Origin of the sequence: Stenotrophomonas sp. AS1, assembly GCF_048957655.1 — a bacterium.
In the GTDB taxonomy this organism is placed as follows: Bacteria; Pseudomonadota; Gammaproteobacteria; order Xanthomonadales; family Xanthomonadaceae; genus Stenotrophomonas; species Stenotrophomonas bentonitica_A.
In genome coordinates this window covers 82,696-106,117 of record NZ_JARVXM010000004.1, presented here as the reverse complement: position 1 = coordinate 106,117, position 23,422 = coordinate 82,696, and the positions used below count along the sequence as shown (strand labels likewise).

23 protein-coding genes are annotated in these 23,422 nt (G+C 68.2%); 10 read left to right on the top strand and 13 right to left on the bottom strand.

Annotation, left to right across the window (positions count from 1 at the left end; translation table 11 throughout):
- Positions 1-37 precede the first annotated feature (37 nt).
- Positions 38-868, top strand: a complete 831-nt coding sequence (gene fghA / locus PV764_RS07780) for an S-formylglutathione hydrolase (protein WP_421116402.1) — start codon at positions 38-40, stop codon at positions 866-868.
- A gap of 120 nt (positions 869-988) precedes the next feature.
- Here the strand turns inward: fghA and PV764_RS07775 are convergent, their stop codons facing one another.
- Complete coding sequence (locus PV764_RS07775; RefSeq protein ID WP_026069861.1) at positions 989-1,435, bottom strand: universal stress protein; 447 nt, start codon at positions 1,433-1,435, stop codon at positions 989-991.
- 148 nt (positions 1,436-1,583) lie between these two features.
- Here PV764_RS07775 and PV764_RS07770 point away from each other — a divergent pair, with 148 nt between their 5' ends.
- The 4 genes from PV764_RS07770 (at position 1,584) to PV764_RS07755 (ending at position 6,705) form a co-directional block, all read left to right on the top strand.
- Positions 1,584-2,498 carry a LysR family transcriptional regulator gene (locus tag PV764_RS07770; RefSeq protein WP_421116401.1) on the top strand — a complete coding sequence of 305 codons (915 nt, stop codon included), beginning with the start codon at positions 1,584-1,586 and terminating at the stop codon, positions 2,496-2,498.
- 180 nt (positions 2,499-2,678) lie between these two features.
- Positions 2,679-4,220: an MFS transporter gene (locus PV764_RS07765; RefSeq protein ID WP_421116400.1), complete on the top strand. Its 1,542-nt coding sequence runs from the start codon at positions 2,679-2,681 to the stop codon at positions 4,218-4,220.
- Between the two features lie 17 nt (positions 4,221-4,237).
- Positions 4,238-5,293: an HlyD family secretion protein gene (locus PV764_RS07760; RefSeq protein WP_046273492.1), complete on the top strand. Its 1,056-nt coding sequence runs from the start codon at positions 4,238-4,240 to the stop codon at positions 5,291-5,293.
- Positions 5,290-6,705 (top strand): efflux transporter outer membrane subunit, encoded by a 1,416-nt coding sequence (locus PV764_RS07755; RefSeq protein ID WP_046273493.1) that lies wholly within the window; start codon positions 5,290-5,292, stop codon positions 6,703-6,705. Before PV764_RS07760 ends, PV764_RS07755 begins: the two co-directional genes overlap by 4 nt.
- 42 nt (positions 6,706-6,747) lie before the next feature.
- Here the strand turns inward: PV764_RS07755 and PV764_RS07750 are convergent, their stop codons facing one another.
- The 6 genes from PV764_RS07750 to PV764_RS07725 all read right to left on the bottom strand — a co-directional run bounded on the left by PV764_RS07750 (position 6,748) and on the right by PV764_RS07725 (position 12,328).
- The gene (locus PV764_RS07750) at positions 6,748-7,311 is read right to left on the bottom strand and encodes a DUF3916 domain-containing protein (protein ID WP_343312917.1); all 564 of its coding nucleotides are present in this window, start codon (positions 7,309-7,311) and stop codon (positions 6,748-6,750) included.
- 142 nt (positions 7,312-7,453) lie between these two features.
- Positions 7,454-7,792, bottom strand: a complete 339-nt coding sequence (locus PV764_RS07745) for a hypothetical protein (RefSeq protein WP_026069862.1) — start codon at positions 7,790-7,792, stop codon at positions 7,454-7,456.
- A gap of 112 nt (positions 7,793-7,904) precedes the next feature.
- Positions 7,905-8,849, bottom strand: coding sequence for a DegV family protein (locus tag PV764_RS07740; protein WP_046273496.1), 945 nt, complete (start codon positions 8,847-8,849; stop codon positions 7,905-7,907).
- 90 nt (positions 8,850-8,939) lie between these two features.
- Entirely contained in the window at positions 8,940-9,572 is a 633-nt protein-coding gene (locus tag PV764_RS07735; RefSeq protein ID WP_156785804.1) for a 2-hydroxychromene-2-carboxylate isomerase, read from the bottom strand.
- Positions 9,573-9,644: 72 nt separating this feature from the next.
- Entirely contained in the window at positions 9,645-10,907 is a 1,263-nt protein-coding gene (locus PV764_RS07730) for an amidohydrolase family protein (RefSeq protein WP_399617263.1), read from the bottom strand.
- A gap of 14 nt (positions 10,908-10,921) precedes the next feature.
- Complete coding sequence (locus PV764_RS07725) at positions 10,922-12,328, bottom strand: amidohydrolase (RefSeq protein WP_046273498.1); 1,407 nt, start codon at positions 12,326-12,328, stop codon at positions 10,922-10,924.
- A gap of 252 nt (positions 12,329-12,580) precedes the next feature.
- Here PV764_RS07725 and PV764_RS07720 point away from each other — a divergent pair, with 252 nt between their 5' ends.
- From PV764_RS07720 to PV764_RS07705, 4 genes are all read left to right on the top strand, one after another.
- Positions 12,581-16,162, top strand: coding sequence for an autotransporter domain-containing protein (locus tag PV764_RS07720; RefSeq protein WP_421116399.1), 3,582 nt, complete (start codon positions 12,581-12,583; stop codon positions 16,160-16,162).
- A gap of 165 nt (positions 16,163-16,327) precedes the next feature.
- Entirely contained in the window at positions 16,328-16,702 is a 375-nt protein-coding gene (locus PV764_RS07715) for a hypothetical protein (RefSeq protein ID WP_421116398.1), read from the top strand.
- A 66-nt stretch (positions 16,703-16,768) separates the two neighbouring features.
- Positions 16,769-17,545: an AMP nucleosidase gene (locus tag PV764_RS07710; protein ID WP_019183763.1), complete on the top strand. Its 777-nt coding sequence runs from the start codon at positions 16,769-16,771 to the stop codon at positions 17,543-17,545.
- 52 nt (positions 17,546-17,597) lie between these two features.
- Complete coding sequence (locus PV764_RS07705) at positions 17,598-18,137, top strand: DUF924 family protein (RefSeq protein WP_421116397.1); 540 nt, start codon at positions 17,598-17,600, stop codon at positions 18,135-18,137.
- 77 nt (positions 18,138-18,214) lie between these two features.
- On the opposite strand, the gene grxD is transcribed toward PV764_RS07705, so the two are convergent.
- Positions 18,215-19,141, bottom strand: coding sequence for a Grx4 family monothiol glutaredoxin (grxD, locus tag PV764_RS07700; protein ID WP_046273500.1), 927 nt, complete (start codon positions 19,139-19,141; stop codon positions 18,215-18,217).
- A 58-nt stretch (positions 19,142-19,199) separates the two neighbouring features.
- On the opposite strand from grxD, the gene PV764_RS07695 reads away from it, so the two are divergent.
- Positions 19,200-19,976: a polysaccharide deacetylase family protein gene (locus PV764_RS07695; protein ID WP_019183766.1), complete on the top strand. Its 777-nt coding sequence runs from the start codon at positions 19,200-19,202 to the stop codon at positions 19,974-19,976.
- Between the two features lie 30 nt (positions 19,977-20,006).
- Here PV764_RS07695 and PV764_RS07690 read toward each other — a convergent pair whose 3' ends face one another.
- The 5 genes from PV764_RS07690 to PV764_RS07670 form a co-directional block, all read right to left on the bottom strand.
- The gene (locus PV764_RS07690) at positions 20,007-20,330 is read right to left on the bottom strand and encodes a hypothetical protein (RefSeq protein WP_046273502.1); all 324 of its coding nucleotides are present in this window, start codon (positions 20,328-20,330) and stop codon (positions 20,007-20,009) included.
- A gap of 35 nt (positions 20,331-20,365) precedes the next feature.
- A complete protein-coding gene (locus tag PV764_RS07685; RefSeq protein ID WP_019183768.1) occupies positions 20,366-20,737 on the bottom strand; it encodes a hypothetical protein in 372 nt (123 codons plus the stop codon).
- A gap of 68 nt (positions 20,738-20,805) precedes the next feature.
- Entirely contained in the window at positions 20,806-21,489 is a 684-nt protein-coding gene (locus tag PV764_RS07680; protein WP_026069866.1) for a class I SAM-dependent methyltransferase, read from the bottom strand.
- Positions 21,490-21,506: 17 nt separating this feature from the next.
- Positions 21,507-22,127, bottom strand: coding sequence for an SGNH/GDSL hydrolase family protein (locus PV764_RS07675; RefSeq protein WP_019183770.1), 621 nt, complete (start codon positions 22,125-22,127; stop codon positions 21,507-21,509).
- Positions 22,127-23,401, bottom strand: coding sequence for a pyridoxal phosphate-dependent aminotransferase (locus PV764_RS07670; protein WP_019183771.1), 1,275 nt, complete (start codon positions 23,399-23,401; stop codon positions 22,127-22,129). Before PV764_RS07670 ends, PV764_RS07675 begins: the two co-directional genes overlap by 1 nt.
- Positions 23,402-23,422: the final 21 nt, after the last annotated feature.

The following is a 23,422-nucleotide window of genomic DNA, read 5'->3' as shown; positions in this document are numbered from 1 at the left end:
CGGCGCGCGATCCGCGCCGCCCCTACGGAGAATCCCCATGGAACGCATCGAACACCGCGCCGCGTCCGGCGGTTGGCAGGACGTGTACCGCCATGCCTCGCAGGTGCTGGGCTGCGAGATGAATGTCGCCGTCTACCTGCCGCCGAAGGCGGCCACGCAGAAGCTGCCGGTGCTGTACTGGCTGAGCGGGCTGACCTGCAACGAACAGAACTTCATCACCAAGGCCGGCGCGCAGCGCTATGCCGCCGAGCACGGCGTGATCCTGGTCGCGCCGGACACCAGCCCGCGCGGCGATGACGTCGCCGATGCCGAAGGCTACGACCTGGGCAAGGGCGCTGGTTTCTATCTGAACGCCACCGAGCAGCCGTGGGCGGCGCACTACCGCATGTACGACTACGTGGTGGACGAACTGCCGGCCCTGATCGACGCGCACTTCCCGACCACTGGCGCGCGCAGCATCAGCGGCCACTCGATGGGGGGCCACGGTGCGCTGGTGATCGCCCTGAAGAACCCCGGTCGCTACAAGAGTGTGTCGGCGTTTTCGCCGATCGTCGCGCCGACGCGCGTGCCGTGGGGCCAGAAAGCGTTCACTGCCTACCTGGGCGAGGACCGCGCCAGCTGGGCGGCCTGGGATGCCAGCGAACTGGTGGCCACGGCCACCGAGCGCCTGCCATTGCTGGTCGACCAGGGCGGTGGCGATGAGTTCCTCGACAACCAGCTGCAGCCGCAATGGCTGCAGGCCGCCTGCACGGCGGCCGGTCATCCGCTGACGCTGCGCCTGCAGCCCGGTTACGACCACAGCTATTACTTCATCAGCAGCTTCATCGGCGAGCACATCGCGCACCACGCCAAGGCGCTGTACGCCTGAGGCACACCGGTGGACCCGCCGCTGGGCGGCGGCAACGCGCGCCGAACCGGGCCGGGCAAGGGGCCCGGCACGGCCCGGGAGCGCGCGCCCGGGCCTGGCACCTCACTCGGCGTGCCCCGCTCAGGCCTCGCCGCCGCGCACTTCCACCAGCACCGGGCAGGGCGCATGGTCCACCGTCCATTGCCCGACCGAGCGATCCAGCAGGCGCTCCATTCGCGACAGGTGGCGGTGGCCGATGACGATCAGGTCGCAGCCGTGCTGGCGGGCATGGTCGCAGATCACCTGCGCCGGTTCGCCGGCCGGGTGATGCCCGAGGCCATCGATGCCGCGCTCGCGCAGGCGGCCCAACGCGGTGGCAAGCAGCTGTTCGGCCTGGTGGACCTGCGCGTCGGCGGCCGGATACTCGGCGTGCTCGGCACGGGGCGCGTCGTCGGCCAGCGCGAAGGCCGGGTCCAGCACGCACAGCAGGTGCAGGCGCGAGGCAGGGCCGGCCAATGAGGCCGCCAGCTCCAGTACCTGCGCATGCTGGGGGCCGCCATCCAGGGCAACGAGGATCTTGGTGAACATCGGCATTCTCGGAAGAGGGGCCGCTAGGGTCGCCTACTGCCCGCACTGGACCCATGCCGTGTGCCGCAGGCGAGTAGTGCGTGCAACGCACGAATAGGGGGTTTGGAGTGCAGTAAAGTCACCGCCACACGTTGAAGGTGATACTGCCGTGACCATGCCCGATCTGAACCTGCTCATCGCCCTGGATGCCCTGATCGAGGAGGGCAGCGTCGTGGGTGCGGCGCGGCGGATGAACCTCAGTGCCCCGGCGATGAGCCGCACCCTGGGCCGCATCCGCGAGGCGCTCGGCGATCCGGTGCTGGTCCGTGCCGGCCGCGGGCTGGCCCCGACCCCGCGCGCGCTGCAGCTGCGCGAGCAGGTGCGTGGGGTGATCGAGCAGGCACACCTGGTGTTCAACGCCGGCCGCGAGGTCGACATGATGACGCTGGAACGCACCTTCAGCATCCGCGCCAATGATGTGTTCGTCGGCACCTACGGTGGGCGGATGCGCGAACTGTTCAAGGCGCAGGCGCCGTGTTCGGTGCTGCGCTTCGTCCCCGAGGGCGATGGTGATGACGACGCGATGGAGCAGGGCCGGATCGATCTGCACATCAGCGCCGCCGGCAAACTCAGTGCCGATACCAAGGTGCAGAACCTGTTCAGCACCTCGTTCTTCGGTGCCGCGCACGAGGCCCACCCGATCTTCGCCGGGGAGATCACCGCCGAGCGCTTCGTGGCCTTCGACTACATTGCCGTATCGCGTCGTGGCCGTTGGTATGGCCCGATCGATGAGGATCTGGAGGCGCTGGGCCTGAGCCGGCGGGTCGCGCAGATCATGCCGACCTTCCACTCGGCGATCTTCGCCGCAGCCGATTCGGACCTGATCCTGCCGCAGATGCCCAGTGTGATGCTGGCCCGGCTGGAACGCCTCGGGGTTCCGCTGCGCCTGTTCGAGCTGCCGATTCCGGTGCGTAGCGCGATTGTCGTGCAGGCATGGCATCCCCGCCTGGACAGCGACCTGGCGCATCGCTGGCTGCGCCGCAGCATCAAGGCGATGTGCGACGCGGAGCCCACGCAGGCCTGACCGGCAACGGCCAGGTCCACCCGCAAGGCGACCGGCGAGGCGTGCGCGTGACGCACGCCAGCGATGGCCGACGCAGCATTTTTCGCAACATCGGCCCTGCCTAGACTGCCGCTCCCCGTCGTGGAGTGGCCTCATGTCCCTGTTGTTCCCACTGCCCCATCCGCCCGCCGGCGGTGCACGATGACTGCCGTGCCCGCGCCGCTGCCGATGGCGACTGCTGCACCGGCTGCACTGCCGGCGCAGACGGCGTTCGGCCTGCGCCTGGTGGTCGGCCTGTGCGGTGTGTTGTTGGCCGTGCTGATCTCGGGCATCAACGAAAACGTCACCAAGGTAGCGCTGGCCGACATCCGGGGCGCGATGGGCTTCAGCGTCGATGACGGCAGCTGGATCATCGCGCTGTACACGGCGATGTCGGTCAGTGCGATGGCGTTCGCACCGTGGTGTGCGGTGACCTTCTCGCTGCGCCGCTTTGCGATGGTGATGATCGGCGCCTTCATGGTGCTGGGCGTGGTGTGCCCGTTCGCGCCGGACCTGCCCTCGTTCCTGATCCTGCGTGCGCTGCAGGGCCTGGCCGGTGGGGCGCTGCCGCCGCTGCTGATGAGCGTGGCGCTGCGTTTCCTGCCGCCGGGCATCAAGTTGTACGGCCTGGCCGGTTACGCGCTGACCGCGACCTTCGGGCCGAGCCTGGGCACGCCGATGGCGGCCCTGTGGGTGGAGTTCGTGGGCTGGCAATGGGCGTTCTGGCAGATCGTGCCGTGGTGCCTGGCCGCGCTGGGCATGGTGGCCTGGGGGCTGCCACAGGATCCACTGCGTCTTGAGCGGTTCGCGCAGTTCAACGGTGTCGGCCTGGCACTCGGGTTTCCGGCGCTGGTGATGCTGGTGATCGGGCTGGTGCAGGGCCCGCGCCTGGAGTGGTTCGCCTCGCCGTTGATCTGCCTGCTGCTCGGTGGCGGCAGCGGACTGCTGGCGTTGTTCCTCTACAACGAATGGTCGCACCCGCTGCCGTTCTTCAAGCTGCAGTTGCTGGCCAACCGCAATCTGAGCTACGCCCTGATCACGCTGGGTGGCGTGCTGTTCGTGCTGCTGGCGGTGATCATGATTCCCTCCAGCTTCCTTGCCAAAGTGCAGGGGTACCGACCGCTGCAGACCGCGCCGATGCTGCTGTGGGTCGCGCTGCCGCAGCTGATTGCATTGCCGCTGGTGGCCACCCTGCTCAACCAGCGCCGGGTGGACAGCCGCTGGGTGCAGGCGATCGGCCTGGGCCTGCTGGCACTGGCCTGCGGCCTCGGTGCGCAGCTGACCACCGAGTGGCACCGCGACAACTTCGCATGGCTGCAGGTGATCCAGATCATCGCCCAGCCGATGGCGGTGCTGCCGTTGCTGCTGCTGGCTACCGGCAGCCTGGCGCCGACCGATGGCCCGTTCGCCTCGGCGTGGTTCAACACGGTCAAAGGGTTTGCCGCGGTGCTTGCCGGCGGCGTACTCGAGGCGGTCACCACCCTGCGCGGCCACCTGCATTCGACCGTGCTGGTCGACCGGATCGGCAACGCGCCCTGGCTCGACGCCAGCACCGCGCCAGGGCTGGGTGCTCGCCTGCACGCGCAGTTGGTGGCGCTGACCTCGGCCGATCTCTATCTCATCGTGGCGTGGGTGGCGGTGGCGCTGATCGCGCTGATTCCGTGGTTGCCCACACGCATCCATCCGCCACGTGCCGTGGCTTGAATCCAAGGAACTCCCCCGTGTCCCTGCATCGCAACTCCGTTCCCTTCGTCATCGCCGCCGGCCTGCTGCTGTTCGCTGGCGGTGCCTGGTGGCTGCTGCGCGACGGCCGCCATCAAACCACCAACAATGCCTATGTCACCGCGGACTTCACCGTGGTCGCGCCGAAGATCGCTGGCTTCGTCAGCGAGGTCCGCGTGCAGGACAACCAGAGAGTCAAGGCGGGCGATGTGCTCGCACGCATCGATGACCGCGATTACCAGGTCGCGCTGGCCACGGCCCGGGCGGATCTTGCCAATGCGCGGGCGCAACTGGCCAGCGCGCAGGCCGCACTGGCGCAGCAGGGCTCGGTGATCGACCAGGCCCAGGCCGGTGTGGATGTCAGTCGCGCCGAACTCCGTCTCGCCCAGGCCGATCAACGCCGTTACCAGGCCTTGGCCAGTGATGGCGCAGGCACCGTGCAGAACGCGCAGCAGGCGCAGTCGCGCCAGGCCGTGGCCGGTGCGCACCTGCAGCAGGGCACCGCTGCCGTACTCAATGCGCGCCAACGCATCGCGCTGCTGAGCGCCAGCGTGCAGTCCGCGCAGGCCGCCGTGCAGCGGGCTGAAGCCGCGCAGGCCCGAGCCGAACTGGATCTGTCGCACACCGAGCTGCGTGCGCCGATCGATGGCATGGTCGGCCGCCGCGCCGTACGCGTGGGCGCTTACCTCACCCCGGGCACGCCGGTGCTCGCGGTGGTGCCGCTGCAGCAGGCGTTCGTGGTCGCCAACTTCCAGGAAACGCAGATGACCCGGATGCATGCCGGGCAACGTGTGGATGTACAGGTGGATGTGTTCCCCGGCCAGCCGCTGCACGGCCGGATCGACAGCATCGCCCCGGCCACCGGCGTGACCTTCGCCGCGATCGCGCCGGAGAACGCCACCGGCAACTTCACCAAGGTGGTGCAGCGGATTCCGGTCAAGATCGTGCTCGACGAAGGCCAGCCGCTGGCGAACAAGCTGCGCGCGGGCATGTCGGTGGAGGCCAGCGTCGACCTGGACAGCGGCCATCGCGGCCTGGAAGGAGAGGGCGCATGACCGGCAAGGCAGCGTGGCGCGCGCTTTCGCTGGGCGCGCTGTGTGCGGCCTTGACGGCCTGCACGCTGGGCCCCGACTTTGTGCGCCCGACCGCGCAGCTACCCGCCGGCTGGCAGGGCGCTGCGGTCAGCGCGGACGCCCTGGCCAGCGATGCACAGTGGTGGGCCGGCTTCGAGGATCCCACCCTGGCCGCGTTGGCCGCGCAGGCGCTGCAGGCCAACCTGGACATCCAGCTGGCCGCCAACCGCGTGCAGCAGAGCCGTGCCGCGCGCGGCGTCATCGCCGCCGACCGCGCGCCCGCGGTGAGTGCCAGCGCCAGCGGCGTGCGCGCACGCAACAGCGAAATGGGCCTCAACGATCCGTCAGGCAACGGCGGGCGGGAGGATTACGGCCTGTTCCAGGCCGGTGTCGGCATGAGCTGGGAGCTGGACCTGTGGGGCCGCGTGCGGCGCCAGGTGGAGGCAGCCGACGCGCGCATCCAGATAGCCGATGAGGACGCCCATGCGGTGCAGACCGCCGTGCTGGCCGAAACCGCACGTGACTACCTGCAGCTGCGTGCGACCCGCCAGCTGTTGGCCATTACCGAGGACAACCTGCGCATTGCACGCGACATCGCGCGATTGACCCGCGTCCGTCAAACGCAGGGCGTGGCCAGCACCCTGCAGGTGGCCAGTGCCGCCGCCCAGGTGGCGGCGCTGGAGGCCCGCCTAGTGCCGTTGCGGCATCGCGATGCTCAGTTGCGCAACGCACTGGCGATGCTGCTTGGCTACCCCCCGAGAACGCTGGATGCAGACCTTGCCGACATCCGCCGCGACTGGCCGGCATTGCCCACTATGGCCACCGGACTGCCCAGCGAGCTGGCCGAGCGCCGCCCGGACATCCGGCGCGCCGAAGCGGCCTTGCATGCGGCCACCGCCTCGATCGGCGTGGCCAAGGCCAGCTTCCTGCCACGGATCACCCTCAACGGCGACATCGGCTACCAGGCGCAGCAGCTGGACGATCTGGATGGCTGGAACGCGCATCGCTTCAGCATCGGGCCGTCGATCAGCCTGCCGATCTTCCAGGGCGGCCGGCTCAAGGCCAACCTCGCGCTGAGCCGGCTGCAGCAGCAGCAGGCGGGGCTGCAGTTCCAGCGCACCGTGCTGCAGGCCTGGCACGAAGTAGACGATGCGATCGATGGCTACGCCGCCGAGCAGCAGCGCGGGGCCGCGCTGCAGGTTGCGGTGGACCAGAGCGAACGCGCGCTGGACGCGGCGCGCCGCCAATACCAGGCGGGTGTGGTGGACATGCTGGACGTGCTTACCACCCAGCGCATCGCGCTGGACAACCAGGCCGCGCTGGCCAACAGCCAGGCCACTGCCGCCATCGCCCGGGTGGATCTGTACCGCGCGCTGGGCGGCGGCTGGCAATGACATGGAAACGCCGGGCCATGTGCTGCGGACCCGGCGGATACATCAATGCTCGTCCGCCACCTCGCCGTAGAACCAGTATTCCTGCTCCAATCCGTCATCGTGTTCGGTAGGAGGAATACTGACCTGCACGCCGCGCTCCTGAACGCCTTCGGGCAGGGCGAGTTGCCACTCGTCGGCCAGGCTGCGTGAGGTGATTGCGGTAACCTGGCCATCCGCTGTGGTGGCCACATGCCCTTGGAAGTAGTCTTCGTCGAGATAGAGGCAGATCTCGCTTGCGAACATGCCTGGCCAAGCGATGCAGCAGGTCACCCGCACGGCCGCCTGCGAAACAGGGCGTGACTGGATCAGGTTGGTGCATGCGGCAATGAGCGATTGGGCGCAGGCCCGCTGGATTTCCCGTGTGGAGGCAGGACCCTCGATCAGGTCGGCACGGGTGGGAATCTTGTAATTCCAGTAGCGGGCTTCATTGCCCAGGGCTTCTGGGGAGGGAAATGCACCGCTGAAGGAGCCGGCCCACTGTTGCAGGTTGCGCAGCCGGCGTGGAGCGTCGCGCAGCTTCTTCTTGCCGCGCGTACCCGGCCGGGTGATGGCATGATTGTTTCTCATCCCGACAGTGTGCCAGCCGCATGATCGGTGCGCTGGAAAGCGCCAACCAAGGTTGGCGTCTACCGGAGCGTAGCGATCGGGATCGGGGTGATCGCGACGCCGCGCTGGTAGCGCCGGGCCATGCCCGGCGCGGACGGATGCCTCAACGCACGTTGCGCAGTTCCCAGTGACTGCCGGCCAGCATGCGCAGGCGCTGCTTGAACACCTCGCTGTCGATGCTGGTGGTGGCGCACAGGTTGATGCGCAGATCATCCTGCGCGCCGGTCACGGTCGCGGCCGGATCGGTCGCGCCCCACTGCGGATCGACCGCATCGGGATCGTCCTGCTTGGCGCGCCAACGGTCGAACAGCACCGTGGTGCGCAGGGCGTTCTCGAGTTCTTCGGCCAGCCCGGCCGCACCCTGGGCGCGGAAGGACAGGTCCGGATCGTTGCCGCGCGCCTTGGCCGGATCCGGCAGGCTGATGTCGTAACTAACTGGCATGGTGACCTCCATTGAATGCGGCAAGGCTGGCAGAGACGCGGTGGAATCCGCGTGCAGAACCGGCGGCCGTGCCCGGATCGTGGCATGGCCGCTGCAGGGCTGGCCAGGGTGCTCAGCCGCTGAAGACATGCGGGCCGTCGGCGAAGCCGATCGTTACCGCGCCCTTGCCCACGTTGACCATCCCGGTCAGGCTCATGACCGCCTCGAACACATCCACGCCCTGCGCCTGGCAGGTCTCACGCAGCGCGGCATAACCGGGCAGGGCCCGCAGGTCGGCCAGCTCGCCGCCGTAGCTGATGCACACCGTGGGCGTCATCAGGCCGGCCTTGACCCGTTGCCCGACGAAATCGAACAGCTTCTGCACGGCGTTGTCGAAGCCCTTGATCTTGGCCACCGGCCCGGTCTCGCCGCGGTAGCCATGCAGCACCGGCTTGATGTCCAGCGCACTGCCCAGCGCGGCGCTGATCAGCCCCACGCTGCGATCGCCCTTGTGACGTGCGCGGGCGCGCATGTAGTACAGATCGCGGGTGATCATGTAGCCGTGCACGTTGTGCGCCAGCAGTTCCAGCCGCTCGCGGATCTGCTGCACGCTCGCGCCGCTGTCGCGCAGGCGCACTGCTTCCACCGCGGTCACGCCCTGGGCGGCAAACAGGTTCTGGGTATCGAGCACGCGCAGCGCGAACGGTGAGTTGAACCCTGCCGCCTGCCGTACCGGCTTGTAGTCGTTGAGGATCGCGAAGCTCGCCTGCATCGCGTTGTCGTGGATCGGGCTGCGGGTCTTGGTGATCGTCATGCAGAAGACATGGTCGTAGTCGATCACCAGCTTGCCCAGGAACAGGTCCCGGATCTGGTTGACGGTGAACGGAATGGTCTCCGCCTCGGCGCCGTGCTCGGCCACGTGGGCATGCAGGAAACTCAGCGTGGCCTGTTCGTCGCGATGGTCGGCCAGCATGGCTTCGCCGATGCGGACGGTGATCGGCAGCAGCACGATGTTGTGTTGTTCAATGAAATCCTGCGGCAGATCGCACGCAGAGTCGACCACGATTCCGATGCGCATCCTGTGCCCCTCCGGCAGGTTGTAGGTTCGGAAACGTGAACGCTATCGCAAAACGGCTCGGCTTGCCTGACCGGGGAGAGGGGCCGGGCGTCAGCGGCTGCGTTCCACCGCTACCGGCAGGTCCTTGATCCGGGCCCACTCCCCCTGCTCAAGCAGGCCCGGGTCGGCCAGCACCGCCTGCATCAGCGGGTGGGCGTCGTTGCCCCAGAACAGTTCGCTGCCGATCGCCAGCGTCGGCACGCCGAACACCCCCGCGGCCAGCGCGGCATCCGTGTTGCGCCGCAGTTCCTCTTTGACCGACGGTGCGCCGATCGCCGCGGCGACATCGGCGATGTCCAGCATCGCGCCGGGCAGGGCGAGCGCGGCGGCACTGTCGCCGGCGTGGCCATCGCGCCAGATCCAGTTGAACAGGATCTCGACCGCCTCGTGGCTGGCACCGGCGGCCAGGCACAGACGCAGCGCCGCCAGCGGGTTGAACGGATGGCCCGGCGGAAAGCGCAGTGTCACCCCGGCGCTGCGCGCCTGCCACAACGCCTGCCGGTAGGTGAACACCCGCTTGGCCGGAATCTCGGCCGGGCCCAGGTTGCCCAGGTGATGCAGTACCGCGCCCAAGGCGATCGGCACCGGGGCGATGCTCTTGAACTGCGGCAACGCCTTGAGCTGTTGCCAGTGCAGATAGGCGAACGGTGAGACGAAATCGAAGTACCAGCGCAGGGCCATGATCGGGTGCTCACGTTGCAGGACGACAGGGGTGCGCAAACAGGGCCGCCGCAGGCAGCGGCCCTGTGCAGGGGCTCAGCGCGAGTATGCGCGTGGTTCGCTCGACGCCGGGGCCTGGTAGCGGTCGCGCAGTTCGGTCTGGCGTGAACGCATCGGCATCGCGCGGCCCCCCAGCCAGACCTGCTCGGCATAGTGGCCGACATCCAGCGGATCGCCCTCCCACAGCACCAGGTCGGCCAGCTTGCCGGGCTCGATGGTGCCGAGGCGGTCGCCGACGCCCAGCGCCTGTGCCGGGACCCGGGTCAGGCCGGCCAGGCCATCCCCCCAGGGCAGCCCGTTGGCGACCGCATTGCCGGCCAGCTGGCGCATCTTGCGCGCGTTGTGCGAGGCATCGTCGCGCTGGGCGAAGCTGACCGGCACGCCGGCCGCCTGCAGGCGTGCGGCGTTCTGCAGGGTCGCGCCGAGTTGATCGAAGCTGGTCGGCAGGTTGCCCAGCCCATCCACGAACACCGGCACGCCGGCCTGGGCCAGCTGCGGAGCCAGGCGCCACGCCTCGGCCCCGCCGGCGATGGCGATCTTGACCTTCTCGCGGCCGGCCCAGCGCAGCAACTGGCGGATGTCGGCGGCGCGGTCGACCTGCACCACGATCCGCCCCTGGCCGGCCAGGTAACGCGCCAGCGTGGCGCGCCCGGCCGGTGTCAGCAGGGCATGCGGCGAATCGGCCGGAACGCGGCCCCGTGCTTCGCTGACCATCTGCTCCAGCAGCATCCACTGCGCGGCGCGCGAGGTGCCGGTCAGCTCCGCACCGGACGCGCCGAGACGAATGAACAACGCCTGCGGGCCGACCGGATCGGCACTGCCGTCCAGCCGCACCACCCCGCCCTGGCCGGCGATGAAGCCGCCGCCGGTATTCGCCCCGAGCATGGTGAAGCCGATGCCGTCCAGCCGCGCGACCGGGATCAGCACCGAGTCCGGATTGAAGGCCAGGGTCACGTCGAATTCCGGGCGCAGCGGCTGGTCGTCCAGTTTCAGTGTGCTGTCCACCGTGGCTGACTCCCCGGAGACTTCTTCGATGCCGATATCGGTGATGCCGCCGAACAGCGCCGGGGTCAGTGGCTTGCCCGCCGCCTCGACCACGGCCACGCCGGCCGGCGCCGACAGGCCCGGACCGACGGCGCGGATCACGCCGCCCTGGACCAGCACGTCGCTGTGCTCCAGGCTGCCGCGCGCCGCGGCGGTATGTACGGTGGCGTTGCGGATCAGCAGGTCCTGCGCGGACACGGATGTCGCTACGCAGGTACCCGCAAGCAACAGCAGTGCGCGCGGCAGCAGGCGCATCGGGACGCGGCGGCTCATGGGCGTGCCTCCTGGCCAAGCATGAAGTCCGACAGCGGCTGCCGCCTCACGTCCTGGCGGTCATAGACCTGGTGGCCATCGACGTAGACTTTCTCGGCCAGCGCATAGGAGCTGAAAGGACTGCCGTTCCACACCACCACATCGCCCATCTTGCCGGCCTCCAGGCTGCCGGTCTGCGTTTCCACGCCGAGCGAGCGCGCTGCGTTGGAGGTCAGCCACATCATGGCCCGCTCCGGGGCGATCTCGATGCCGGCACGACGTGCGTTGGCGATCACCTTGGCCGCCTCCTGGTTCAAGCGCTGGATGCCCTCGGGCGAATCGGAATGCACGATCGCGCAGCTGTTGGCCGGGCGGTCGACCAGCGCGATGTTCTCCTGGATGCCATCGAAGGCTTCCATCTTGAAGCCCCACCAGTCGGCCCACAGCGCACCGCACACGCCTTCCTCGGCGAGCCGGTCGGCCAGCTTGTAGGCCTCCACCGCGTGATGGAAGGCGGCGATCTTGAAGCCGAACTCCTTGGAGAGATCCAGCATCGTGGCCATCTCATCGGCGCGGTAGCAGTGGATGTGCACGCGGATATCGCCCTGGATCGCGCCGGCCAGCGTATCCAGCTTGAGGTCGCGCTTGCCGCCGCTGTCGCCGGCACTGTCGCCCTTGTCGTCACCGCTGAACCAGCGCTTCTTTTTCGGCTGTTTCGGGGTGTTCTTGGCGATGTACTCGCTGGCATCGATGAAGGCTGCACGGTAACCGGCGACATTGCCCATGCGCGTGCCCGGGGCGGTGCCCTTGCCACCGTAGACACGCTTGGGGTTTTCGCCGCAGGCCATCTTCAGGCCCCACGGCGCACCGGGGAACTTCATGGACTGGTAGGTCGTCGCGGGTACGTTCTTCAAGGTCACGCCGCGGCCGCCGACCAGGTTGGCCGAGCCGGGCAGTACCTGCATCGAGGTCACGCCACCGGCCAGTGCCGCGGCGAAGCCCGGATCCTGCGGCCACACCGAGTGCTCGGCCCAGACGTTGGCGGTGACCGGGGCAGTCATCTCGTTGCCGTCGCTGTGCGCGCTGACGCCCGGGCTGGGATACACGCCCAGGTGCGAGTGCACATCGATGATGCCCGGAGTGACCCACTTGCCCTGGCCATCGACACGCACCGCATCGGCCGGTGCCGTCAGGCCGGTACCCACCGCCGCGATGCGGCCGTCGCGCAGCAGCACATCGGCGTTGTCCAGGCGCACGCCGGTGCCGGTGAGCACAGTGGCATTGCTGATCAACACCGGGACCGAGGCGATCGGCGCATAGGTGCTGGGGTAGGGATCCTGGAGGAAACGCGACGCGGCGGGCGCCGGCGCGGACACGATCGACATCAACGCCAGGCCAACGCCGACGCTCAACAACTTCTGCATGGTTCTCCCCGAAGCCGCATGGACACAATGACTCGACGCTAGCCGGGAGCGGGGCGCCTTGCCAAGTGACCTTTTGCATATTTTTATCAAATGGGACCTAGCATCGTTATGAGAAACAATTGTGAACTTTCCATGAATTTTTCGGTTACGCTCAGGTCGGCATCGGCGTGATCGATGCCGGTTCCAGAAGCATTGCTGATCCTCCCGTTCCAGATTCCGACACTCGAACCAGATCAAGGAAGTTCTCAGTACATGACCCTGCACTCCCTGTCCCGCGCGGCGTCCCGCCGTCCTTCGCCGTCCCTGCTGGCCTCGGCCATCACCGGCACCCTGCTTGCCGCCATCGCCGTTCCGGCGCTGGCCAGCCCAACCACCGATGTCCTGCAGCGTTACCAGCAGCAGCGCGCAGAGCAGTCCGTCGCGTTCGCGCGTGACCTGCACAGCGCTTCGCTGGCGGCGACCTTTGTTGCGCCGATCGGCGCCAACGACCAGACCGTTTCCTTCACGAGCCCGCGCACCAGCGCCGAGGCCGCCGGCCCCATTCTGGGCAAGCCGGGTGATGTGGAAAGCTGGCATAGCGATGAGTTCAATGCCGACTGGGGTCTGGCCGCGATGGGCGCCGATTACGCGTATGCGCGCGGCCTTACCGGTCAGGGCGTGCGCTTGGGCGTGTTCGATTCGGGCTCTGCCCTTGCCCACGACGAATTCGCCGGACGCAACACCTCCAGCATCTCCATCGGCAACGGCGGCTGCGCCGACCCGAGCATCGTGGCGGGCGAAGGCGCCTGCGGCAGTACCCGCGGCGACCAGCCCGGGTACAACTACTACGGTCTGGGTCCCGGTGTGCCTCCCGCGCTTGCTGATCGACTGATCGCGGCGGGCCAGCCGTACGGCTTCAGCTACGCCGACCATGGCACGCACGTGTTGGGTACCGTTGGCGCCAACCGCGATGGCACCGGGATGCATGGCGTGGCCTTTGGCGCCAACCTGACCGCTGCCCGGGTCTTTGGCGACACGTATTACGAGTGGCGCCTGGATCCTGACAACTTCTACCGGCCGCGTGCGCTGTATCGCACTGACCCGGACGATGCAGCAACACTGGACATGTATGCACAGGCCGAGGCACAGGGCGTGCGCGTGCTCAATCACAGTTGGGGTATCTCGACCCGCCATGCCACGGTGGCCAGTCTGGACGCGCAGTACGCAGCGATCGGCGCGGACTATGGTGTTTACGGCAGCATTTACGGTGATACCGAGGGTGCACCGGGTTCCAAGCTGATCCAGGTGTGGTCGGCAGGCAACTCGGCCGGGGGGATGGCCGGCATCACGGCGGCATTGCCGCGCTGGAACCCGGAGATCGAGCCGTACTGGCTGGCCGTCGCGAATGTCCGCCTCCCCACCGCAGGGGAAACGGACTACGTCATTGATGCCAGTTCCAGCATCTGCGGTGCTTCGGCCAACTGGTGCCTGTCCGCACCGGGCACCAACATCGCCAGCACGATCGTGGCCGGCGAGATCAACGGTCGCATGGAGCTGACCGAGGATTACCTGCGTTTTCTCATCGAAAGCGAAAGTCCTGAATACACCTACGGCTACAAGACCGGCACATCGATGGCGGCACCGCACATCACCGGTGCGCTCGGTCTGCTGATGGAGCGCTTCCCGTACCTGGACAACGCACAGGTACGCGATGTGTTGTTGACCACGGCACGCGACCTGGGCGCGCCCGGCGTCGACGCGATCTACGGCTGGGGCATGGTCGATCTGAAGACCGCCATCGAAGGCTACGGCCTGCTGCGCGTGGACACCGACGTGGTCATGAACCAGAAGGCCGGTGGCCTGAAGGTGTGGGAAGGCGATGCGTGGGACGACTGGACCAATGACATCGGCGGCCCGGGCAAGCTGACCAAGTCCGGCATCGGCTGGCTGCGCCTGAGCGGTGACAACAGCTTCAACGGCGCCATCGTGCGCGACGGCGTGCTGGAACTGGACGGTGCCAATGCACTGACCGCTTCGGTCGATGTGCAGGGCGGCCAGTTCCTGCTCAACGGCAGCCTGGTGTCCACCACGCTCAACAGCCTGGGGGGCAGCAGCGTGATCTCCACCACGGGCGTGCTCGATGGCTCGGCACTCAACGTGACCGGCGGCTCGGTCACCTTCAACGGCCTGCAGCAGGCCGGCGACACCACGGTCGGCAGCGGCGGCAGCTTCGTGCTCAATGGCCGGCTGGTCGACAGCTCGCTGACCTCGGCGGGTGCCACCCGCGTCAATGCCGGGGCCCTGCTGGACGGCTCGGACCTGTTCGTCACCGCCGGCACCGTGTCCTTCAACGGTGTGCAGCAGGATGGCGCGACGGTGGTCGGTGCCAAGGGCACCTTGAAGGGCGTCGGCACGCTGGGCAGCACCCGCGTGGAAGGCATCATCGCCCCGGGCAACTCGATCGGCACGCTGACCGTCAACGGCGATTACGTGCAGACCGCCACCGGCATCTACCAGGCCGAGCTGGCGCCGGGCAGCCGCAGCGATCTGCTGCGCGTCTCCGGTACGGCTACGCTGGGCGGCACGCTGAAGGCGCTGCCGGAAGCCGGCGTGTACTACCTCGGCGAGCAGTTCAACTTCCTGCAGGCCGCCGGTGGCATCAACGGTCAGTTCGCCACGACCGACTTCTCGGCCTTCTCGCCGTTCCTGAAGTTCAGCCTGGGCTACAGCGCCAATGGGCTGCGCATCGACGTCGCCCGCGGCAACGCGCTGGCCAGCGCTGCGGTCACGCCGAACCAGATCGCCGTGGCCACCAGCGCCGATGGCCTGGCCATCAACCAGGGCCTGCCCAGGCCGCTGACCCAGCTGTTCCCGGCCCAGGTCGGTGCAGCACTGGATGCGCTGAGTGGTGAACTCCACGCCGCCACGCCGATGGCGCTGGTGGAAAGCAGCCGCTACCTGCGTGATGCGGCCCTGAGCCGTGCGGTCGGCGTGCGGTCGCCGGGTGCCGCGGATGAGGCTGCCGGTGGTGCATGGGTGCAGGCGATCGGGGGCAGCGGCAAGCTCGACGGCGATGCCAACGCTGCGCGCACCGATTCCAACAGCAACGGGCTGCTGGTCGGTGCCGATCATGTGTTCGGTGGTGGCTGGCAGGTCGGTGGGCTGGTCGGTACCGGCCGTACCGACATCAAGCAGGCCGCGGGTCGCGGCGCCCGGTCGGAGATCGACAACACCCACTTCGGTGCCTATGTGGGCAACCAGTGGGGGGCATTTGGCCTGCGCGCCGGTCTGGGCTATTCCCGCCATGACGTGGACAGCAAGCGTCAGCTGACGTTTGCCGGCTACCAGGACGCACTGTCGGCCAAGTACGACGCCACCACCCGCCAGGGCTTCATCGAGGGCGCGTACCGCTTCGGTAGTCGCGAGGCCGGGCTGGAGCCGTACCTGCAGTTCGCCCGGGTCGAGGTGGATGTGGACGGCATCACCGAGCAGGGGGGGGCTGCGGCACTGCACGGCCAGGTCGCCGACACCCGCACCAACGTGGCGACCGCCGGCGTTCGGTTCGACAAGGGCCTGAAGACCTCGTGGCAGCAGGAAAGCTGGCTGCATGTCCGCGGTGGCGTCGGCTACCGCCGTGCCTCCGGCGACCGCAGCCAGGTCGTCGATCTGGCCTGGACCGGCGGCAACAGCTTCGCGGTCAGCGGTGCGGCGATTGCCGACAACGCCGTGGTCGCCGAGCTGGGCCTGTCGGCCTGGTTGAGCCCGCGCAACCAGCTGGAGCTGGGCTACAACGGCACCTTCGGTGACGACGCCCGCGACCGCAGCGTCACCGCGCGCTGGTCCGTGCAGTTCTGATCCAGCGGTACCGGTAAACGGGAAAAGGCGGCCATGGGCCGCTTTTTCTTGCCCACGGCCGCCAGGTCGCGATCGCCACTTGCGCCGCTGTCATCCAAGGTGGAAGGTTCAAGCAGGCGGGCAACCCGCGCCCGCAGGCAACCGGACAGTCACAAGGAGGTGTCGATGAAGGTAACCGAAGGCTTTGATCGCAGGCATGCCAGGCACTACTACCTGGTGCTGGTCCTGCTGGCGTTCGCGTCTGGCCTGATGCTGGTGGCCGGCTTCGTGGAGCATTCGCCCAGCGGGCTACCCAACGAGGTGCGCATCGTCCTCGCCGCCCTCTCGCTGTTGTCGTGCACTGCCAGCTACCTGGCCATCAAGCGGATCCAGTACCCCTTTCTGTTGGTTGGCATGTCCTCCATCGCCTTTGCGGCGTCGCTGTGGGGCTTTGGTGCGCCCATGGCGCTGGTCCTGCTGCTGGCCATACCGGCCGCCCTTCTTTCGCTGGCCTCGCTCATCCTCCGCGGCAAGGCCGATGGGATCGACCACCCGGATTGAGTGCCCACCCTCGACGCCACGCGGCGGGTCTCGCAGAATTGTCGCCTGTCGTTCGTTGGATCCATCATGAAAACCAAGCAGGACATCGTTGAAAACTGGCTGCCACGCTACACCGGCGTGCCGTTGGAACACTTCGGCCAGCACATCCTGCTGACCAATTTCGGTGGCTACCTGCATACCTTTTCCCAGCTCACCGGGGCCCCCATCCAGGGTGCGGACCGGCCGATGGCCAGCGTCACCAGTGACGACATCACCCTGATCAACTTCGGCATGGGCAGCCCCAACGCGGCCATCATCATGGACCTGCTGTCGGCGGTGATGCCCAAGGCCGTACTGTTCCTGGGCAAGTGCGGCGGGCTCAAGCGCAAGAACCAGCTGGGTGACCTGATCCTGCCGATCGCTGCGATCCGTGGCGAGGGCACCTCCAGCGATTACCTGCCACCGGAAGTCCCGGCCCTGCCGGCCTTTGCCCTCCAACGGGCGGTCTCGACCATGGTCCGCGACCTCGGCCACGACTACTGGACCGGGACCGTCTACACGACCAACCGCCGGGTCTGGGAGCACGATGAAGCCTTCAAGGAAAAGCTGCGGGTGATGCGCTGCATGGCCATCGACATGGAGACGGCAACCCTGTTCGCCGCCGGCTTTGCCAACCACATCCCGATCGGGGCCTTGCTGTTGGTGTCCGACCAGCCGATGATTCCCGACGGCGTGAAGACCGAGGTCTCCGATGCCAAGGTCAGCTCACAGTTCGTCGAGAACCATATCCAGATCGGTATCGAGGCACTTAAGCTGATACGGCGCAACGGCAAGTCGGTCCGCCACCTGCGTTTTGACGAGTAACGGCAATGGAACGGATGGGCGTCTTGGGGCGGGCCATCCACAGGGGTAGTGAATGGACGTGGCGGCACAAGTAGTGGAGTTCTGGCGCGACGCCGGACCGCAGAAGTGGTTCGCGCGCGATGACGCGTTCGATGCGCGGTTTCGCCAGCAGTTCCAGGACGCGCATTTCGCCGCCGCCCGGCGTGCCCGCGAGCATTGGCTCAGCAGTGCCGAGGGCGCACTGGCGCTGATGATCCTGCTCGACCAGTTCCCGCGCAACTGCTTCCGCGATACGGCCCATTCCTACGCCACCGATGGCCTGGCGCGTCATTACGCCATGCGCGCGGTGGAAGAAGGCCTGGACCTGCAGCTGGTACCCAAGCTGCGGGCCTTCATCTATCTGCCGTTCGAGCACTCCGAGGATCCGCAGGACCAGGAACGCTCGGTGGCGATGTTCGATGCGCTCGGCGACAAGGAATACCTGCAGTACGCCGAACTGCACCGCGACATCATCCGCCGGTTCGGCCGCTTCCCGCACCGCAATGCGGTGCTGGGCCGGATGCCGACGCCGGAGGAACTGGATTACCTGGCCGAAGGCGGGTTTGCGGGATAACCGATGGACGCCCGGGCGCCACGCACAAAAAACGCCGACATTGCCGGCGTTTTTCGTATCGCGCTACGTGCTGAAGATCAGTACTTCGGCACGCCGTTGTCCACCTCGTTCGACCAGGCATCGATGCCGCCGGTGATGTTGGACACCTTGGTGAAGCCCAGGGCACGGAACTGCTCGGCGGCCTGTGCGCTGCGGCCACCGTGATGGCACAGGAAGGCCAGCGCGGTGTCCTTGGGCAGGGCTTCCAGGCGGGCGCGGTTGTCGCCGTCGAACGTTTCGAACGGGGCGTTGATCGCCGCGATCGCACGCTCGTCGGCCGGGCGCACGTCGACCACGGTGATGCTGCCGGCACGCAGCTGGTCGTCGGCGTCGCGCACGCTCAGTTCCTGCACCGCCTTGGGGGCGTTCGGGTTGTCGATCGCCAGGCCCTTGCCGCGGATGTCGTCCACCCAGTCGATGGTGATGCCTTCGGCGCGACGGGCGCTGGCCAGGTCGAACTGCACGCGCAGGCCGTTGGACTCGGCGGCGATCGCGTTGTCGTCGTGCGGGGCCAGCTGGAAGTTCGGCTGGAAGCGCGCGTCGATGCCCAGCTGCAGCGCAGCACCCGGGGAATCGGCCAGCGCGCCGCGCAGCATTTCCACGGCGGCCGGGGTCACGGTGATGCGCGGCGGGGTGCGGTCCGGGGCGGCAAGCCCAAGCACGCTGCTCAGCTCACCGCTGCCGGCCATCTGCAGGATGATGTCGCTGCCACCGATCAGCTCGCCATCGATGTACAGCTGCGGGATGGTCGGCCACTCGCCGTAGGCCTTGATGCCTTCGCGGATCTCCGCGTCGGCCAGCACGTTGACGTGGTCGAACTCCACGCCGAGGTCCTGCAGGGCGCCGACGGCCTTGGCCGAGAAACCGCACTGCGGCATGCTCGGCTGACCCTTCATGAACAGCACGACGCGGTTGGCGTTGAGAATGGATTCGATGCGCGAGCGCAGGGCGGGATCAAGGGACATGACGGTCGGGGTCCGGATATGCGAACCGCCTATTCTACGCGGCATGGCATCATGGGGCATGACCGTACCGGAAACGTTGTATCGCATTCCCCGGCGCCCCTGGCGCTGGCTGCCGTGGCTGGTGCTGTCGCAGGTGCTGGTGGTGCTGGCCTGGGTCGCCTGGGGCTGGCGCTGTGGGCTGCCGCTGATGGTGGCGTCCCATGCCCTGTTCATGGTGCCGGTGTTCCTGCCCAACAGCCGCTTCTATGCCCCGGTGCTCAGCCGCCTGCCCGGCCAGGCGCGCAAGGTCTGGCTGACCATCGATGATGGGCCGTCGGAAGAAACCCCGGCGGTGCTCGAGCTGCTGGACCGTTACGAGGCCAAGGCGACCTTCTTCCTGGTCGGTGAACGCGCGCAGGCGCGGCCGGAGCTGGTGCAGGCGATGCTGGCCCGCGGGCACAGCCTGGGCAACCACAGCCACCGCCACCCGCAGAGCCGCTTCTGGCGGCTGGGGCGGCAGGCCATGGCGGAGGAAATCGCGCTGTGCCAGCAGGCCCTCACCGCGATCGCCGGCACGCCGCCGCGCTGGTATCGCTCGGTGGTGGGGATGACCAATCCGTTCGTGGCCCCTGCATTGAAGCAGTGGCAGCTGACCCGGGTCGGCTGGAGCGCCCGTGGTTTCGACGGTGTCGATTGCACGCCCGGCCAGGTGGTCGAGCGGATCACCCGTGATCTGGCGCCCGGCAGCATCGTGCTGCTGCATGAGGGCGCCGCGCATGGCCACAACCTGGCCATCATCGAAGCGGTGCTGCAGGCGGTGCAGGCGCGTGGCCTGCATGCCGGCCTGCCGGACTGACGCCAGACCGGGGACCGGCGCAGGCCGGGCTCAGCTCAGCGAGCCGATGACCATCAGCAGCACCACGCCGAGCATGCTGCCGATCGAGAACACCAGGCCGAGCACGGCGAACACGCGGCGGCGGTCCGCCTGCAATGCACCGGCCACGCCCAGGCCGAAGGCCACCAGCTGCATCAGGGCGGTGAGCATCAGGCCAAGACCGACCAGGATCGCCGACATCGAGGTTTCTTCCATGCCGCCTGGCGTCGTGGTCTCGATGATGCCGGCGATGACGACCAGGCCCAGCATCAACACGGCGCCGCACACGGCGGTAATGAACGCGGCAATACCCATGCCGGAATGAGGGGTGTGCATCAGGGCTCCTTGTCGATGCGGTGGAACGGACGGTGTCAGTGGGCCAGGGCGGGCGTGGTCGGGGTCGTGGCGCCTGCGGGCGGGTGCGACGCATGCCACTGGTCGCTGATCCAGCCCCCGAGCGAGAGCTGGGCGATCAGCAGGCCCAGGGTCACCAGCAGCGCGATGATGCCGAACAGGCGGCGCCGGCGGGGTTGCAGCACGCTGCCCAGGCCGAGCAAAAGGGCCAGGATCGCCAGGCCGACGCTGCTGCCCAGCAGTGCGGCCAGCGACCATGGCAGCTCGCGCATCGCCGCGTGTTCGGGCGCATGGGCGTAATGCATGCTCAGCAGCAGCATCACCAGGCCCACGCCACTGACGATCAGCGCGGCGGTGCCAAGCGCGGAATGTCGGGTCTGTCGAGGCATGGGTGGCTCCGTGCCGGAAGGGGGGCGCGAGTATGCGCGCGTGCGGCCGGTGGCGCGAGCCACGTCGGTCAAGCGACGCGCGCCCGATCGCCGACGATCAGCCAGTTGTTGAACGGGGTGTTGCCATACAGCGGTGTCATCCGCAGCTGCAGCCCGGCCCGCTCCAGGGGGGCGCGCAGGCTCCCGGCATCGGAGTAATGGCGTGGCCGCGTGCCCATCCAGCCGACCAGGTGCGCGAGCATGTCGGTGATGCGCGTGGTGCGATCGCGGCCACTGTTGTCGGCCAGCACGGTGCGGATCACCAGCCGCGCACCGGGCGCCACGCGTGCGGCGGCCTCGTGCAGCAACCGGGTCTGGGCCGCGGCGGGCAGGTACTGCAACACGTCCAGCAGCGCGACGTTGCCGTGGTGTGCGGGCAGGGCGGCGCTGGCATCCACGCAGGTGAACCGGGCGTGCGGCAGCGCGGCGCGTGCGCTGGCCCGCTCGGCGCGGGCCACTTTGTCGGCGTCGATATCCAGGCCGTGGTACGCCAGCGCACTGCCGTGCTGGTGCAGCACGTGGGCCAGCAGGCCCAGGCCGCAGCCGATATCCAGCAAAGGCGCGGCAGGAGCAGCATCCAGCGCGGCGAGCACCCCGGGATATAGCGGATCGCTGCCAAGTTTGCCGCGGCTGTAGTAATAATCGCGGCGGTTGCCGAAGCGCTGTGCCGGCAGGAACGCCGTGGCGATCCGGCGGGCCTGCTCCCTGGCCAGCGGCAGCGTGGCCTCGCTCAGCGGCTCGGCTCCGCCCACAGCACGCGCGTTACCTCAAACGCGCGCTGGTGCCACAGCGTGTACATCGCCGCGGAGGGGTGCAGGCCATCGTCGGCCAGCATCACCGTCTCGCCCCCCCATTGGCGGCTCAGGTCGGTGATGTCGACAAACGCTACATCGTGCTCGGCGCAGATCGCTGCCGCCGCCGCGTTGTAGGCATCCAGTTCCTGCCCGATCTGCACGCGGTCGCGCCCGGATGCCACGGCATACGGGGTCACGCCCCAGTCGGGGATCGAGAGCACCAGCACCCGCGCGGCACGGTCACCGGCGAAGGCGAGCGCGCGCTGCAGCAGCGCGGTGAAGCGCGGGCGGTACTCGTCCACGCTGCGCCCACGGTATTGATCATTGACCCCGATCAACAGGCTCACCAGCTCGAACGGCCCCTGCGGTGCGCCTGCATCGATGCCGGCTTCAAGTTCGTCGGTGGTCCAGCCGGTGGTGGCGATGATCGTCGGATCATCCACCGCAACGCCGATGTCGCGCAGCGCTGCCGCCAGCTGCGTCGGCCAGCGCCCGGCCGGCGCGACGCCTTCGCCGATCGTGTAGGAGTCGCCCAGCGCCAGATACGGCAGGCCCATCAGGCCACCGCGCTGCGCGGCTTGAGCGGCACCACCTTGGTGTTGGCCTCGGCACGGCGTGCCAGGGCGCGGTCGATGCGTGCGAACACATCGCGCATCACCTCCGGCTCGGGCAGCAGGGTCACGCGGAAGTGGTGGCGGTAGGGCACGTTGAAGCTCGAACCCGGCACCACCAGCACGCCTTCCTCGTTCATCAGTTCCAGCGCGAAATCATGGTCGTCGAAACTGCGTGCCGCCGCACCGACCACCGCCGGGAACGCATACAGCGCGCCGGCCGGCGCCACCAGCGACAGATGCTCACTGGCATCGCAGGCCTCGATCACCGCGCGGCGGGTCTCATACAGGCGGCCACCGGGCGCGCACAGCGGCGAGATGGTGTCCGGCCCGTTCACCGCCGCGTCGATGGCGTACTGGCCGGGCACGTTGGCGCACAGGCGCAGCGCGCTGAGCAGGTCCATCGCCGCGCGGAACTCGCCCAGCCGCTCGGCCGCGCCGGACAGCATCGCCCAGCCCACCCGCCAGCCGCAGGCGCGATGCACCTTGCTCAGGCCGCTGAAGGTGATGCACGGGTGCTCGCCGGCCAGCGGCGCGACGGCATGGAACTGCGCATCGTCGTACAGGATCTGATCGTAGATCTCATCCACCATCAGCAGCAGGTTGTGCTTGGCCGCGATGGCGACGATGCGCTCAAGCAGCTCGCGCGAGTAGCTGGCGCCGCTGGGGTTGTTCGGGTTGATCAGCACGATCGCGCGGGTACGCGAGGAGACCAGGGCCTCGATCTCGACCGGGTCAGGCTGGAAGCCGTTCTCCGGCGCGCAGCGGTAATAGACCGGGCGGCCATCGTTGAGGATGGTCGCCGCCGACCACAGCGGGTAATCGGGCGAGGGCACCAGCACTTCGTCGCCGGGGTTGAGCAGGGCGCGCAATGACAGGTCGATCAACTCGCTGACGCCGTTGCCGATGAATACCCGGTCCGGGTGCGCATCGGGTGCGCCGCGCCGGGCGTACGCGGCGGCGATGGCTTCGCGCGCCTCCGGCAGGCCCTGCTGGTGGGTATAGGGATCGGTGCGGCCCATGTCGTCGGCGATCGCGCGCTGCAGGTGCTCCGGCGCACGGAACCCGAAATTGCCCGGGTTGCCGATGTTGAGCTTGATCAGCTTGCGGCCCTGGGCCTCCAGCTCCCGCGCTCGTCGCGCCAGTTCGCCCCGGATCTCGTAGCGGACTTCGGACAGGCGCTCGCGGGTGGCGAGCGGCTTCAGCGGGGGCGTGGACATGAACGGGCCGTCATTCAGGCA

Excerpts from the sequence above, each read along its gene's own strand:
- PV764_RS07710 (WP_019183763.1), top strand. The coding sequence starts at position 16,769 with ATGAAAACCAAGCAGGACATCGTTGAAAACTGGCTGCCACGCTACACC.
- PV764_RS07730 (WP_399617263.1), bottom strand. The coding sequence starts at position 10,907 with ATGCGCCTGCTGCCGCGCGCACTGCTGTTGCTTGCGGGTACCTGCGTA.
- PV764_RS07750 (WP_343312917.1), bottom strand. The coding sequence starts at position 7,311 with ATGAGAAACAATCATGCCATCACCCGGCCGGGTACGCGCGGCAAGAAG.
- PV764_RS07725 (WP_046273498.1), bottom strand. The coding sequence starts at position 12,328 with ATGCAGAAGTTGTTGAGCGTCGGCGTTGGCCTGGCGTTGATGTCGATC.
- PV764_RS07765 (WP_421116400.1), top strand. The coding sequence starts at position 2,679 with ATGACTGCCGTGCCCGCGCCGCTGCCGATGGCGACTGCTGCACCGGCT.
- PV764_RS07720 (WP_421116399.1), top strand. The coding sequence starts at position 12,581 with ATGACCCTGCACTCCCTGTCCCGCGCGGCGTCCCGCCGTCCTTCGCCG.
- PV764_RS07745 (WP_026069862.1), bottom strand. The coding sequence starts at position 7,792 with ATGCCAGTTAGTTACGACATCAGCCTGCCGGATCCGGCCAAGGCGCGC.
- PV764_RS07755 (WP_046273493.1), top strand. The coding sequence starts at position 5,290 with ATGACCGGCAAGGCAGCGTGGCGCGCGCTTTCGCTGGGCGCGCTGTGT.
- PV764_RS07740 (WP_046273496.1), bottom strand. The coding sequence starts at position 8,849 with ATGCGCATCGGAATCGTGGTCGACTCTGCGTGCGATCTGCCGCAGGAT.
- PV764_RS07685 (WP_019183768.1), bottom strand. The coding sequence starts at position 20,737 with ATGCCTCGACAGACCCGACATTCCGCGCTTGGCACCGCCGCGCTGATC.
- PV764_RS07675 (WP_019183770.1), bottom strand. The coding sequence starts at position 22,127 with ATGGGCCTGCCGTATCTGGCGCTGGGCGACTCCTACACGATCGGCGAA.
- PV764_RS07705 (WP_421116397.1), top strand. The coding sequence starts at position 17,598 with ATGGACGTGGCGGCACAAGTAGTGGAGTTCTGGCGCGACGCCGGACCG.
- PV764_RS07695 (WP_019183766.1), top strand. The coding sequence starts at position 19,200 with ATGACCGTACCGGAAACGTTGTATCGCATTCCCCGGCGCCCCTGGCGC.
- PV764_RS07670 (WP_019183771.1), bottom strand. The coding sequence starts at position 23,401 with ATGTCCACGCCCCCGCTGAAGCCGCTCGCCACCCGCGAGCGCCTGTCC.
- PV764_RS07690 (WP_046273502.1), bottom strand. The coding sequence starts at position 20,330 with ATGCACACCCCTCATTCCGGCATGGGTATTGCCGCGTTCATTACCGCC.
- PV764_RS07775 (WP_026069861.1), bottom strand. The coding sequence starts at position 1,435 with ATGTTCACCAAGATCCTCGTTGCCCTGGATGGCGGCCCCCAGCATGCG.
- PV764_RS07715 (WP_421116398.1), top strand. The coding sequence starts at position 16,328 with ATGAAGGTAACCGAAGGCTTTGATCGCAGGCATGCCAGGCACTACTAC.
- grxD (WP_046273500.1), bottom strand. The coding sequence starts at position 19,141 with ATGTCCCTTGATCCCGCCCTGCGCTCGCGCATCGAATCCATTCTCAAC.
- fghA (WP_421116402.1), top strand. The coding sequence starts at position 38 with ATGGAACGCATCGAACACCGCGCCGCGTCCGGCGGTTGGCAGGACGTG.